The following is a 13957-nucleotide window of genomic DNA, read 5'->3' as shown; positions in this document are numbered from 1 at the left end:
ATGATTGTAGTTGAACCTATTAGAAATGGTAAGTATATTGGGGATGGTGCTTATCACATTGCTCTTCAAGTTTGATTTCTTAATAATTTTGATAAATTAAATTTAAAAGATCAAATTTTAGTATTTCCTTATATTTCAAATCCACATGTTCAAATTGGTTATTTTCAAAATCCAAAAGTTGAAATTAATGAAAAATATTTAGGAAAGATCCCTGTTGTTAGAAGAGACACAGGCGGAGGAGCTATTTTTTTAGACAATAATTCTGCTTGTTTTTGTTTTTTAATTCCTTTGAATAATATTAATAATAATTTAATTGATTATAAAAGTTTTTATGAACCAGCTATTAGTGTTTTAAAAAGTATGGGGGCTGATAAAATAGGACAAACAGGGAAAAATGATTTAACTATTGAAAATAAAAAAGTATCAGGTGCAGCAATTTTGATTGATAAAAATATTTTATATGGTGGATTTTCACTACTGTATGATGTTGATTTTGATATGATGGAATCTGTTTTAAAAATTAATAAAAATAAAATTCAATCAAAAGGAATAAAATCAATTCGTCAAAGAGTAGGAAAACTAAAAGATTATTTTGCTGACGAATATAAAAATTTAACAATTTTTGAGTTTAAGGATATATTTTTGCAAAAATTTCTAAAAATAAATAATTTAGATGAAATAATTAGATATGAATTAACTTCAGAACAGTGACAAGAAATTGATGAGTTGGTTAAGCAAAAGTATAAAAATTATGATTGAGTTTATGGACTTAGTCCTAGATATTCATATAATAGAGAAAAAAGATTTGACACAGGAACTATTAATGTTTCAATTGAAATTGATAAAGGAAAAATTAAACTTATTAAAATCAGTGGTGATTTTTTTGTAAAAGCAAATAAAGATATCACTGTCATAGAAAAAAAAATTAATTGGAACTAAATTATTAAAAGAAGATTTGATTAAGAAGTTAAAAAAAGAAAATTTTTCTGATTTTTTTCTAAAACCAATTGATATAGAAAAATTTGTAGAATTTTTACTAAATTAAAATGCAAAATAATTTTGAAAAACTTTTTAGTCCTTTAAAAATTAAAAACAATTTATTAAAAAATAGATTTGTTTTATCACCAATTACTTTAAATGCATCAAGTAAAAATGGATTTGCGAGTAAAAAAGATATTAATTATGCTTTAAAAAGAGCTCATAGTGCTCCTTTGTCAATAACTAGTGCAGCATATATCAATAAAGAAGCTCAACTTTTTGAATTTGGTTTTTCACTAATGAGTGATAAACATATTGAATCTATGAAAAAGGTTGCTAATGCCATGAAGATAAAAGGTTCAAAAGCAATAGTTCAATTAACTCATTCAGGAAGATTTTCAATAATTTCTCATTTTCGAAATGGATATGTTGTAGGTCCTTCAAAAAGATTTTTTAATTTTCCTAAAGAACATTATGTACAAGAACTATCTATTAAAGATATTAAAAAAATTGTTAAAGATTACGAAAATGCAACTTTAAGGGCTATTAAAGCAGGTTTTGATGGAGTAGAAATTTCCTCAGCTCAAAGATTATTGCTACAAGCATTTTTTTCTAAAAATGAAAATAAACGCAATGATAAATATGGAAGTCAAAATATTAAAAATCGCTCAAGATTAACATTAGAAGTGTTAAGTTCAGTTCAAAAAATTATTAAAAAACATGCCAGCAAAAATTTTATTTTAGGTTTTAGAGCAACTCCTGAAGAAATTTTAGGGCAAGACATCGGATTTACTTTTGATGAATTTTTAAATTTAATTGAAAATATTATCAAAAAAATAAAAATTGATTATTTATCATTAGCGAGCTGAGGAAAAAATATTTATTTAAATAAAGTTAGAACTGAAAGTAAATACAAAAATTGACTTTGAACTAAGGCTGTTAGAGATTATTTTAAAGATAAATTAATTTTAATGATAAATGGTGGAATAAATAGCCCAGAAAAATGCATTGAAGCAATTGAACATGTTGATTTAATTGGATTAAGTTCAGTGTTTATAGCTGATCCAGATTTTGCTTTAAAGATAGAAAAAAAACAATTTGAATCAATTAATTTAAATATTATAAAAAAAGACTTAAATAAATTGTCTATACCAAAAGCAGCTTTTAAAGAAATAGTGCAAATGATGGATTATGGAGCAAGTTTGCCTCAAGAAAGTAGAGATGAATTAAGGAAACTTGAAAATAATTACAAAAATATTAAAAAATAAAAAAAGTAATAAATCACATTTAAATGTAAAAATTTTAGTAATTTGCTTTTTAAGTTGAGTTTATGTTACTAATTTCCCCCTAAAATATGTAGATAAAACTTTAACATTTTTAATATTTTTTTTATTCATTTTAAAAATATTATTTTTTAAAACAATAAAATTAGCAAAATATCCTTTTTTAATAATTCCAACTTTATCATCAATTTTCATATAATTTGCTGTTCCTAAGGTATAAGCTTCAATTGCTTGATAAATTTTAATTCTACTATTTTTATCAGGGTGATTGACAGCTCAATAAATATTTTTTCAGGGGTTTAAATCACACACTTTTCAATCAGTTCCAAAACTTACTTTTATATTTTGATTGAATAATTTTTTAAGTGGAAGTTTTTTAACATTTAAATTTTGTTCTGTGTCAAGTTCTAAAAAACAAGGTTGCAATGATAAGTTAATATTATGTTTTTTTATTAAATTTATTAATTCATCATCTAGTACATCACTGTGTATTAATCCATTTCTATTTTTATTATAAGGATCAGCTTTTATAAAATTATTAACTACAATGTCACTTGTTAAATTACCAATAGAATGAACAACAACAGATAAATTTTTATCATTGATTTTTTTTACAAATTTATAAAAATTATTTTCATCAATAAAAAGATTGTCTTTTTTGTTTAAATGTTTTAAATTAACTGTGTTATTTGAAAATGTTCCATCTGCAAAAACTTTTATAGCTCTAAGTTTGTGGTTGTCTTTTTTGATTTTTAAATTACCTATCTTGTTTAAAAAATCATGTTGTCATTTTTCTTCTGTTAATCATAATTGGTGAGCTATTTCTAAAGAAATTTGATTTTTATTATTAAGTTCTTCAAAAATATTAAAATCATTTTCTCAATTATCATTTCTTAAATCACAAGTAAAAATTCCTGTTATACCTAATTGATTGGCAATTTTTATTCATTTTAAAAAATTATTTTTTTGTTTTTTTATTTGTTCATTTGAAATTAAAACATCAGATTTATAACAAATTTTTTCCTTTAAAAAACCTGTTGGCATGTTGTTTTGATCTAATTCAATATAACTTTTTTCATAAAAAGCATTAGGATAAAAAATATTTAGTCTTTTTAAAGCATGAGTGTTAGCTATAGCAGAATGATATGATTTTTTTCACAAAAAAACTGAAATATTCGGGAAATAATAATCTAGCAATTCTTTTGAAAATCGTTTTTTTTCTTGGAATTGAGTTTCATCTCAATCATACCCAATTAAAACATCATTTTCTTTTACTTGATTTTTTTGATTGAAATCAATTAAAATATTAATTAATTCTTGGTGATTTTTTGCTTTTGATAAATTTACATATGAGTCATATTTTGCGGCAAATAAAAAATGAATATGACTATCCATTAAACCAGGCAGAACAACTTTTCTTTTTAAATCAACTATTTTATTAGGTTTTCTTTCTAAAATTTCCTTTGTTGTACCTACAAAGGTTATTTTTTTATTTTTTACTATGAAAGCTTCTTTGAATTTATTTTTTTCAATTCAAACTTTTCCATTTATGTATCCAACAATCATGTTTAAAATTATACTTTAGTTGTTATATGAATTAATTATTTGCTTAAAAATATTATTAAGATAATTTAAAAGTATAGTTTTTATAGTCTAAAAGATGTGACAAAATATAATAATATGCGACAATCACAGACAAATATGTGACAAATCTATGACAAAATATGATAATATACGACAATCACAGACAAATATGTGACAAATCTATGACAAAATATGATAATATACGACAATCACAGACAAATATGTGACAAATCTGTGACAAAATATGATAATATATGACAAATTCATGACAAACACAGAATAAACATCAAAAAATAATGTTAGAATTATAATAACTAAAATAATTAAATAAAATTAAAATATTATGTAGAAAGTTGACAATTAATGATGATTAAAAATAAAATAAAAATGTATGAAAGCGATGTTTTAGAATTCAAAGAAGATATTTCAAAAGGTTTTAAAGAAGAAATTGTTTCATTTTTAAATACTAAAGGAGGGGTAATTTATTTAGGTGTTAATGATCAAGGTGTAATTTTAAAGGAAAAAGTTAAAAATTATAGAGATTGAGAAAATTTAATTTCAAATTGAATTTCAAATGCATTTTCTCCAGAAATCCAAGATTTAGTAACCTTAGATTTAAGTGAAAAATTTTTTAAAATAATTATAAAAGAAGGGAAAAATAAACCTTATTCTGTTAAAAAAGGAGAAGGGGGTGAATTTAATTTTGGAGGAATTTATATAAGAGTAGGAAGTTCTAAAAGAAAGGCTGGACCAGAAGAAATAAGAAGAATGATTTTATCTAATGTTGCTCATAATTTTGAAGAACAAATATATAAATATAAAAGTTTAACATTTAAATATATTAAGAAAAAATATTTAGATCTAAAAATTAAAAATGAATTTAATCTAAAATCTCTTTCACTTGTTTCGCCTAATGGTGAATATAATAATGCAGCATTTTTAATTAGTGATCAAAATACAATAATTACAAAATTTGCTATTTTTCAAGGAATAGATAAAAATATTTTTAAGGATAAAAAAGAATTTAAAGGGTCAATAATTCAACAAATAGATGAAATTTTAAAATTTTTTTCTTGACACAATAAAATAAAAATTGTTATAACTAAGAATCCAGAAAGAAGCGAGTTTAGTGATTATCCAGAAATAGCTATTCGCGAAGCGATTTTAAATTGTTTTTCACATAGAGATTGAACTTTAAATTCAGAAATAAAAATTGATTTATTTGATGATAGAGTAGAAATATTTTCACCTGGATCAATTCCAGCTGGATTGACTTTGGATAATATTAAACAAGGAGCTATAGCTCAAAGAAATAAAAGTGTTGCAAAAATTTTAAGAGAATTAAAATATATTGAAGATTATGGAACAGGAATTGAAAAAATTTTTAATTCATATAAGGATTTTCCAATTGAACCAAAATATGAAGTCTCTTCAAATTTTGTTAAATTAACTTTAGTTAATAAAAATTATTTTAATGATAAGCAAAATATTTTAAGTGAAAATCAAACAAAATTAAATATCAAACAAAATGATCTAAATAATTTAAAATATAAATTAACTCCAGACAAAAGAAGACAAAAAATAGTTGAATTAATTTCAAAAGATAATAGTATTTCTATTCCGATAATAGCTTCACATTTAAATGTTTCAGAGCGTACAATATTAAGAGATTTTAAAGTTTTAAAAGAAAACAACAAATTGCCATTAAACATAAAATAGTTAAATTTTATACTAAAAATATTTCAGTATTATAATTTTTATGGCAATTTCTATTAACAAAGCTATATTAATATCACAAAAAGAAATAAGTGATAATGAGTTTATTTTAAAATTTTTAACTTCAAAAGGACAAATTAGTTTGTTAGCTCAGGGACTTAAAAAAATAAATTCAAAAAATCGTAACAATTTACTTGAAGGTGCTTTATGTGAAATTGAATATTTTGCTGCAAGACTTATCAATAAAATTGGAAGACTAAAAAAAGTAACTTTAATTGGACAATATGATATTTTTAATGAAAAAACATTCGTGCTTTTAAATCGCATTGTAAAATTATCTAAACAAATTTATTTTCAAAATAGTATTGTAAATTTATACTGGAAAATTATTGACTATTTTAATGATTCACATATACATATTTTTTTGAATTTGTTTTATGTTCATATTTTAAAATATTTTAACTATCAAGTAATTACTAACACATGTGCTAAATGCCATTCTAATAAAAACATAGTTAGTTTTAATTATTTTTACAATGGTTTTTTGTGCAAAAATGAATTAATGCCATTTTATATGTCAAATATTCTCTTGGAGAACATTTATAATTTGTACAATGATGAAATTAAATATTTAAACACTTGTTCAAAATTACACGGACAAATTATTTATTATTTAATCACTAAATTCTGTTTAACTTATAACATTGTAAATTTTTAAATAAACATTTTAAAAACACATCAAAATAAATTGATGTGTTTTTATTTATATTAAGTTTATTTAAGTTTTCCTTTAATTAATTTACCATTTAAAATAACAGCATCAAGATTTAAACTTTTTTTATCAATTAAAACTAAATCTGCTCAATAGTTTGGTTTAATAATTCCCAATTTTTTCATTTGCAATGATCTTGCAGCATTATATGAAGTTAATTTAACAATATCTTTTAAATCTAAATTTAATTTTATTAAATGTTTAAATGAATCATATATAGTAATAGCGCTTCCAGCAATGGTTTCAGTATTTTTTAAAGTTATTTTAAATCCTTTTTTAGTAATTGGAAGGGATCCAGATTCATAGTCTCCATCTGGAGCATATGCTGGTTTAATTGCATCAGAAATACAAATTATTTTTGAAAGATTTTTGTTTTTTAGAGTAAATTCAACTGATGGCTTAGAAATATGCATCAAATCAATAATCACTTCAGTGTATACATCATTTAAAAAAGCAGCTTGTAGTAATCCTGGATTACGTGAATCAATCCCACTCATGGCATTTCACATGTGGCATACTCCTTTAACTTTACTATTAAAATATTGTTGAGCTACTTCAAAAGATACATTTGAATGACCAATAAATGGAGTAATTTTTAAACTTGCCATATGTTCAACAACTTCTAAAGAAACTTGTTTGGGATCAAAACTAATTTTTTTAAGCATGTAATTTGAAGCTTGATGAAGTTGATTGATTTTTTCAATGCTTGCTGCAGTTAAAAATTCACTTTTGTGAGCTCCTTTTTTATCTTCACTAATGAATGGTCCTTCAAGATGAATTCCTAAAATTCTACTTCCATATGAGTTAGCTTTTGAAGTGTTTTCAAGTGCTTGTAAAATTTTTTCTCATGAATCAGTCATTAAAGTGGGCATAACTGCAGTGATACCTTCATGAGCAAGTTCATCAAGAATTTGTTGACATGCTTCAGTGCTATCTTTAAAATCTTTATTTTTAAACCCATGAATATGAGTGTCAATAAAACCTGGAAGTAAATATTTTTTAGAAAATCCAGTTTTTCGAATAATTTTTAAAATTTTTCCATCTTTTATATGAACATCTGCATTGTTAATTATTTCATTATAATTAACAACACTTACATTTTTAATTATCATAACGCCTACTTACTAAATTTTAATACATGTATATTTTATATTTTATTTAGTTTTTAATATAATTTATACTTATTTTTAATTTTTATTTTCAAGAGTTTTTCTTAAATTATTCTTATTTAAAATCAATAAATTTTTAGCTTTCTTTAAAGTTAATTGCTTTTTAATCATTAAAATTGCACAAGAAACATTTTGCCCCCTAAAAATAATATTGCTTCGCTATTTCTAAATTAACATTTGTAATTTTACTAATAATCTTATAAATACGCTAAAAAAGTTTTTCATTAATTGGTTTAACGTCAATTATTAACTGATCAAAAACTTTATTGTTTTTAATTTCGGCAATTATTGAAAGTGTATTTAAAATAATTTTTTGAGAATTAGCACATTTTAAACCAGTTGAATTTTCAATAATTTCATTTCCAGCATCAATTATTAAAATAAAATTAGCATTTTTTCACAAATAGCATTATTTTTATTTGTAATTAAGGCTGTGTAAATTTCATATTTTTCCGCATAGCTAAAAAAACCTGCAACATATTTAGTATTGCCCAGAAGCAGAAAGACCAATCACAATATCATTTTGATTTAAGCTAAATTTTTAGCATCTTCAAACTCTAAATTAAAATCATCTTCATTATGTTCTAAAGAATTTAAAACTGCTTTTTGTTCACCAGTCATTGAATAATTGAATCAATTTTTTCAGTAAAAGTTGAAAAAATATCAAGAGAGTCTAACATAGCAATTCTACCCTAGTTTTTGCTCCAATATAAATTATTTTTCTCTGATTTGAAAATAGTTTTAGCTACTTTGTCACAAAAAATGGTTAATTTTTTCTTTTTTTTCTTTAGATTTAATGATTACATAAACATCAAAAATGGATTTAAAAAATAAACAGCAAGATCTTTTGTTTTTTAATGTAACTAATTCATTCATTATATCCTCATTTTCAAACTTCATTTTAATTATTTATCAAATAAAAACATATTTTTGAATAATTTATTCATTTTTATTAATATCTAAACAAATATTTTGAATAATTTATTCAATAAATATATTTAAAAAATAAAAGAACTATACTATTTTTAAGTAGAAAAACTACTTACAACAAAATTATGAAAGGATAAATAGTGTCATTATTTAGTTTGACTAGCAAAGTAAAAGATACAAGACAATGAATTTACATTGTACTTTGAATTTTATTTTGCATTTTATTAGTTACTGTAGTATTGTTAATTAGTTTATACACCCTTGAAGATATGCCAGCTAAAACAGCAGAACAAGCATATACACAATGAGTATATAAAGCAACTTTAAGATCAAATTTAATTGCATCAATTGTTGTGATATTTGTAGCAGTATTTTTTGCAGCTATTATTTCAACTGTTGTAATAAATGGTTTTGTTATTAAGAAAAACAAAGATACTTTAAATAAAATTCCTTTGAGAAAAGGAGAAAAATAATGTTTAAGCGCATATTAAATCGCATCGGAAAAGTTGGATCAACATTAATGTTTCCTATTGCGGTTTTACCAATTGCAGCAATTTTACTTAGAATTGGAGCTGATATTCCAACTTATACCAATTTTTCTAAATTAGTGCAAAATGTTATCACTCAGTCTGGCGGTATTATTTTTGATAATTTATATTTAATTTTTGCTGTTGCACTAGCATTTGGATTTACTAAGGAAAAACGAGGTGAAGCGGCTTTTGCTGGTTTAATTTCAATGTTTATTGTTGCTCAATTAGTTCCTTTAATTACTGATTCATTTTATTCAAAAGTTAATTTTGGTGCTTTAACTGAAATAAAAGAAGGAAATGTTATTGGATTTAAAGAACTTTTTGGAAGCAAATATAATGCCATACTAGGAGGTAATGTTCTTTCAGGGATTATTATAGGTTCATTTGTTGCATTTATTTATAATCATACAAATAACGTGGAGTTGCCTAAAATTTTAGGTTTTTTCTCAGGTAAAAGATTAATTCCTGCATTAGCAATTGTATTTTCAGTGATTTTTTCAATTGTGTATTCAATTATTTTTCCTTGAATTGCTTATGTTATTTTTATTATTTCTTATAACTTATCAATTGCAACAGCACCAAAAGAAGAAATGACTTTAGGAATAAGATTTACAAGAGCTTCAATTATGGGGGTTTATGGATTTTTAAATAGATTGCTTATTCCTTTTGGATTACATCATATTCCAAATAATATTTTTTGATTTCAATTAGGATCACATGTAAGTGCATCCGATCCAAATAAAATTGTCAATGGAGATATTTTCATTTTCTTAAATGGAGCAGCAAAAGGAAATCCTGGGGGATTATTTCAAGCTGGTTTCTTTCCAATGATGATGTTTGGACTTCCATCTCTTGTAGGAGCATTTGTTTTTACAGCAGAAAATAAAGATCAAAGAAAAAGAGTATTAGCTTTATTTGGTTCTGCAGCTCTTGTTTCATTTATTTCAGGAATTACAGAACCAATTGAATTTGCTTTTTTATATGTATCCCCACTTCTTTATTTTGTGCATGCTCTTTTAACTGGGATTTCAGCCTTTATAACAGGGTTGTTCGGAATTCAATTAGGATTTGGATTTAGTGCTGGATTTATGGATTTTTTAATTAGTATTCCAAAATCACTTGCGATTATTAAACAATCAGGATTTACATCAACTAATGCAGTATTTGCTAATCCCGCTTGAATTTTACCAATTGGAGCAGCAACTGGAATTTCTTATTTTTTCGTTTCAACTTTACTAATTAAAAAATTTAATTTATCAACTCCAGGTAGAGGTGACGGAAAAATTGCAGGATCAAATATAGATGATAATTCAATTACAATTGATAGTGAGACAAATTTCTCAACAAAAGCAAAAGCAATTATTAAAGCATTTGGAGGTTGAGATAATATAGTTGATTTTACCAATTGTTCTACAAGACTTAGATATAAAGTAAAAGATGGTTCCAAAGTAAATGAAAAAGAACTTAAAAATGCCGGAGCATTTGGAGTTATAAAAATTTCAGATAATTACTTTCATGCAATTTTTGGAGTTGAAGCTGAATCATTGAACAATCAGATCAATTCACATAAAGGTGAAAAGTTATAAATTTGGTTAAAAAAAGCAAATATTACTTTTGCTTTTTTGTTTTAAAATAAAATTTTATAATAAAAATTATGAACAATAAAATATCAATTATTGAAAATTGTTACTTAAAAAAAATAAAAAATACTAATACAAATAAAAAAATTTTAAATTTTATTGAAAATGAAACAAGTGAATTTTTGAAACTAAACACAATTTCATTGAGTAAAAAACTTAGTTTAAGTCAACCAACCATTTCAAGATTTTCTTGAAATCTAGGTTTTAATTCACTCGGTGAACTACAAATTTATGTAGCCAAACGTGAAACTCAATTAATTGAAAATAATTTAAATATAAATGAAAAAGATTCACTTACATTAAATGAAATTATCCATAATACTAAAACTCACTACTTAGTAGCAATTGAAAAAACAATTAAAAGTCTTTTAAATTCCAATTCAATTATAAATTATATTAATACAATTTTAAAGTATCAAAAGTTAAATGTATTTTTAGGTATTGGAGAATCATTTTTAGTTGCAAAATATCTTGCAACTAATATTCGTAAAATTGGATTTAATGCTGTTTTTTTAGAAAGTATTCATGATTTTTATTCTTTTAGTAGTTTGCTTAAAGAAAAAATGCATATTACAGTAATTTCTCGAAGTTGTGAAACTCTTGAAATTAAAAATATCATTGATTATATGAATAAAAATCATATTTCTTATTCACTTTGAACTAAAAATAACAAAGTTTTTAAGCATGATTCAAATTTAAATATTTTACTTTTAAATTCGATTGATCAAAGATATCGAATTGGATCAATAGGATCTAAAATTTCTGCATTTATTTTAGCTGATATTGTTTTTTCTTATTTGGCTAATCGTGTGGATAAAAATAAAGTTATTTTTAATAATATAAACAAAAGTATTAAAGAATGAAATAGTTTACTCCCGAATTTAGAAAAAGAAAAAAAATAAAAAAATATCAAGTATTTTTATCTTGATATTTTTTTATTTTAAAAGAAGAGAAGCTGCATCTTTATCAACAATTATAGTTACATTTGGATGAGTTTGTAAAAAACTAGCTGGACATTCTGAGGTAATTGGTCCTTCAATCATATTTTTAATGGCATTAGCTTTAGATTTACCAAAAGCAATTAAAATAATTTTTTTTGACTGTAAAATAGTTGCAATTCCCATTGATAATGCTGTTAATGGTATATCATTTGGATTTTTAAAGTATATGTTATTACTTTTAATTGTGCTTTCAGTTAGTTTGACTTCTCGAGTGCGATCAGTAATTAAAGAACCAGGCTCGTTAAATGCTATATGTCCATTTGTGCCAATTCCAAGAATGGTTAAATCAATTCCACCATGTTTTTTGATTAAATTTTCATAATCGTTAGCATTTATTATTAAATCTCCTTTGTTATTTGGAAAATTAATATTGTCAGGTTTAACATTAATATGTGAAAATAAATTGTGTTGCATGAAATAATAATATGAACATGGATGTGTTTTATCAAGTCCTACATATTCATCTAAATTAAAAGTAATTATATTTTCAAAATTCAATCCTTGTTTGTATTTTTGTATTAATTTTTTGTAAGTTTCAATTGGAGAAGATCCAGTAGCAAAACAAATTTTAGAATCTGGTTTAGTTTGAATTTGATTTTCAATTAAATCAGCACAAACATTAGCAAGTTCACCTGAAGTGTCAACTTTAATAATTTTCATTTTAAAATCCCTATATTTTTATAATTAATAGTTTAATTATAAAATAATTAGTTTTAAATTAAAAAAATAAATAATAAAATTAAAACATTCAATAATTCTTAATTTAGTTTTTATTTGTGAGTTGTTATTTATTAAGAATTTTAGCTACTTTTTGTTTGTATTTATTCATGTTAACTTTTTCAACTAGCAAGTGATCAATTTTTCATTCTTTTAATAGTTTATAAGTTTTTTGAACTATTTTATCATCATAAAGTTGTGCTTTATGATGTGTATCAGATTCAAGTAAAATTTTAACTTTGCGCTCTCTAACAATTTCTCAAAATTCAGGCATTGGATATTTATTACGATAAGAATTACCGATTTTTCGAGGTCCTTTTCAAAATCCATTAATATTAAAACCAATTGGAAAATCTAATTCAAGAGCTAAATCACAAATTTTATAAGCAAGTTCAGCACAATCTTGATCCCATTTTTCATATGATTTCATGTAAAAATCTGGATGTACAGCATATAAAAATAATCCAGTTCGCATTCCTTCATTTAAAGCATTTCAATATCTTTGAAGTTCTTTTTTATTGGTACATTTAGTATTGTAATTGTTTTCAGGATCAAGATTATCTACGGCATGAATTCCCAAAATTAAATAATCAACATCTTCTCTTTTAAGAAGTGATTCATATCATTTTTTTTGAGTTGGAAAATATTCACTTTCAAATCCTGTGTAAATTTTTAAATTAGGATTGTTTTTGTAAATTTCTTTTTGTTCTTTAACCAATTGAATATATGATTCCATTTGATCATGTCTCATTCTGGATGGGTCTTTTAAATCCAATTCTCCAGGATATGGAATATGATCTGAAATTCCAATTTCTTTGTAATTTAAACTTACATAATGTTCAACTAATTCAGAAACAGTTGTATCAGAGTGATTGCAGTAATAGGTGTGATTGTGATAATCATATTTCATTTCAAACCTCCTTTTGATATTAAATTAATTTAAATTTCTGATAGAAAAATTTTTATAGTCATTAAAATACAAACAAGTCCACATAGGAAAAAAATTAGTGGTAATTTTTTGATAAAAGTTCAATAAATTTGCCTTAAATATTTTTCATTTTCATTAATTTGATAGTTAATATTTTTTTTCTTGCGATAAAAATAAATAATTAAGGATATGGCAAATAAAACAAATCCTAATGCAATAAATACAATGGCAAAAACAAATTTATTCATTATTTATTCTTAATGTTATTGATAATGCGAGCATATACCATTGCTTTTGCACCAAATACTGATTGAACTTGATCATTTGTTTCTACAATTCCAGCAGCACCTAAATTTTTAATAGCATCTTTTTTAACTTTTTCTTTATCAAGAACAGAAATGCGAAGTCTTGAAATGCAAGCGCCAACTTCAGTGATATTTTCAAATCCACCATAAAAATTAATCAATTGAATACTTTTTTGAATATCTTCAGGTTTTTCATGTTTGATATTTTCATCAGTTACAATTTTGCTGTATTCAATTTGATCTTGAATTAATTTTTCTTTTTTGTTAATAAAATCTTTTTTGGTAAATAATTTAAACTCAATATTATCACGGCCTGGAGTTTTTAAGTTTAATTTTCAAATTAATAAATAAAATACAATTAAATATTCAAGAAAGAAAATTGGTCCAAGTACTCAAAGCATTCA

General features: G+C 23.6%; 13 protein-coding genes and 1 pseudogene. 7 read left to right on the top strand and 7 right to left on the bottom strand.

Going from position 1 to position 13957, the window contains the following annotated elements:
- Both U744_RS04175 and U744_RS0101615 read left to right on the top strand, forming a co-directional pair.
- A pseudogene (locus U744_RS04175) lies at window positions 1-1045 on the top strand (lipoate--protein ligase).
- A gap of 1 nt (window position 1046) precedes the next feature.
- On the top strand, window positions 1047-2246 hold the full coding sequence (locus tag U744_RS0101615) for an oxidoreductase (RefSeq protein WP_025755354.1): 1200 nt from the start codon (window positions 1047-1049) through the stop codon (window positions 2244-2246).
- Window positions 2247-2306: 60 nt separating this feature from the next.
- Here the strand turns inward: U744_RS0101615 and U744_RS0101610 are convergent, their stop codons facing one another.
- Entirely contained in the window at window positions 2307-3827 is a 1521-nt protein-coding gene (locus U744_RS0101610; protein WP_025755353.1) for an amidohydrolase, read from the bottom strand.
- 381 nt (window positions 3828-4208) lie between these two features.
- On the opposite strand from U744_RS0101610, the gene U744_RS04170 reads away from it, so the two are divergent.
- Together U744_RS04170 and recO are read left to right on the top strand one after the other, a co-directional pair.
- The gene (locus tag U744_RS04170; RefSeq protein WP_211234160.1) at window positions 4209-5564 is read left to right on the top strand and encodes an ATP-binding protein; all 1356 of its coding nucleotides are present in this window, start codon (window positions 4209-4211) and stop codon (window positions 5562-5564) included.
- A gap of 40 nt (window positions 5565-5604) precedes the next feature.
- A complete protein-coding gene (gene recO, locus U744_RS0101600) occupies window positions 5605-6279 on the top strand; it encodes a DNA repair protein RecO (protein WP_025755352.1) in 675 nt (224 codons plus the stop codon).
- Window positions 6280-6335: 56 nt separating this feature from the next.
- Here the strand turns inward: recO and nagA are convergent, their stop codons facing one another.
- The gene (gene nagA, locus U744_RS0101595) at window positions 6336-7445 is read right to left on the bottom strand and encodes an N-acetylglucosamine-6-phosphate deacetylase (RefSeq protein ID WP_025755351.1); all 1110 of its coding nucleotides are present in this window, start codon (window positions 7443-7445) and stop codon (window positions 6336-6338) included.
- Between the two features lie 265 nt (window positions 7446-7710).
- The gene (locus U744_RS04810; RefSeq protein ID WP_025755350.1) at window positions 7711-7905 is read right to left on the bottom strand and encodes a phosphoheptose isomerase family protein; all 195 of its coding nucleotides are present in this window, start codon (window positions 7903-7905) and stop codon (window positions 7711-7713) included.
- Window positions 7906-8572: 667 nt separating this feature from the next.
- Here U744_RS04810 and U744_RS04160 point away from each other — a divergent pair.
- The 3 genes from U744_RS04160 to U744_RS0101560 all read left to right on the top strand — a co-directional run bounded on the left by U744_RS04160 (window position 8573) and on the right by U744_RS0101560 (window position 11504).
- Entirely contained in the window at window positions 8573-8905 is a 333-nt protein-coding gene (locus U744_RS04160) for a hypothetical protein (RefSeq protein WP_025755349.1), read from the top strand.
- The gene (locus U744_RS0101565) at window positions 8905-10548 is read left to right on the top strand and encodes a PTS transporter subunit EIIC (protein ID WP_025755348.1); all 1644 of its coding nucleotides are present in this window, start codon (window positions 8905-8907) and stop codon (window positions 10546-10548) included. Before U744_RS04160 ends, U744_RS0101565 begins: the two co-directional genes overlap by 1 nt.
- Before the next feature lie 68 nt (window positions 10549-10616).
- Window positions 10617-11504 (top strand): MurR/RpiR family transcriptional regulator, encoded by an 888-nt coding sequence (locus U744_RS0101560; RefSeq protein WP_025755347.1) that lies wholly within the window; start codon window positions 10617-10619, stop codon window positions 11502-11504.
- A gap of 33 nt (window positions 11505-11537) precedes the next feature.
- Here U744_RS0101560 and nagB read toward each other — a convergent pair whose 3' ends face one another.
- The 4 genes from nagB to U744_RS04155 all read right to left on the bottom strand — a co-directional run.
- The gene (nagB, locus tag U744_RS0101555; RefSeq protein WP_025755346.1) at window positions 11538-12263 is read right to left on the bottom strand and encodes a glucosamine-6-phosphate deaminase; all 726 of its coding nucleotides are present in this window, start codon (window positions 12261-12263) and stop codon (window positions 11538-11540) included.
- A 124-nt stretch (window positions 12264-12387) separates the two neighbouring features.
- Window positions 12388-13230 carry a histidinol-phosphatase gene (locus U744_RS0101550; protein WP_025755345.1) on the bottom strand — a complete coding sequence of 281 codons (843 nt, stop codon included), beginning with the start codon at window positions 13228-13230 and terminating at the stop codon, window positions 12388-12390.
- Window positions 13231-13259: 29 nt separating this feature from the next.
- Window positions 13260-13496 carry an LPXTG cell wall anchor domain-containing protein gene (locus U744_RS0101545; protein ID WP_025755344.1) on the bottom strand — a complete coding sequence of 79 codons (237 nt, stop codon included), beginning with the start codon at window positions 13494-13496 and terminating at the stop codon, window positions 13260-13262.
- A partial coding sequence (locus U744_RS04155; protein ID WP_036431737.1) for a glucose PTS transporter subunit EIIB occupies window positions 13496-13957 on the bottom strand: 462 nt, incomplete at its 5' end. The genes U744_RS0101545 and U744_RS04155, both read right to left, overlap by 1 nt.

The sequence above is a fragment of the Mycoplasmopsis cricetuli ATCC 35279 genome (genome assembly GCF_000526955.1).
In the GTDB taxonomy this organism is placed as follows: domain Bacteria; phylum Bacillota_I; class Bacilli_A; order Mycoplasmatales; family Metamycoplasmataceae; genus Mycoplasmopsis; species Mycoplasmopsis cricetuli.
This window is presented reverse-complemented; position numbering and strand designations above follow the sequence as displayed.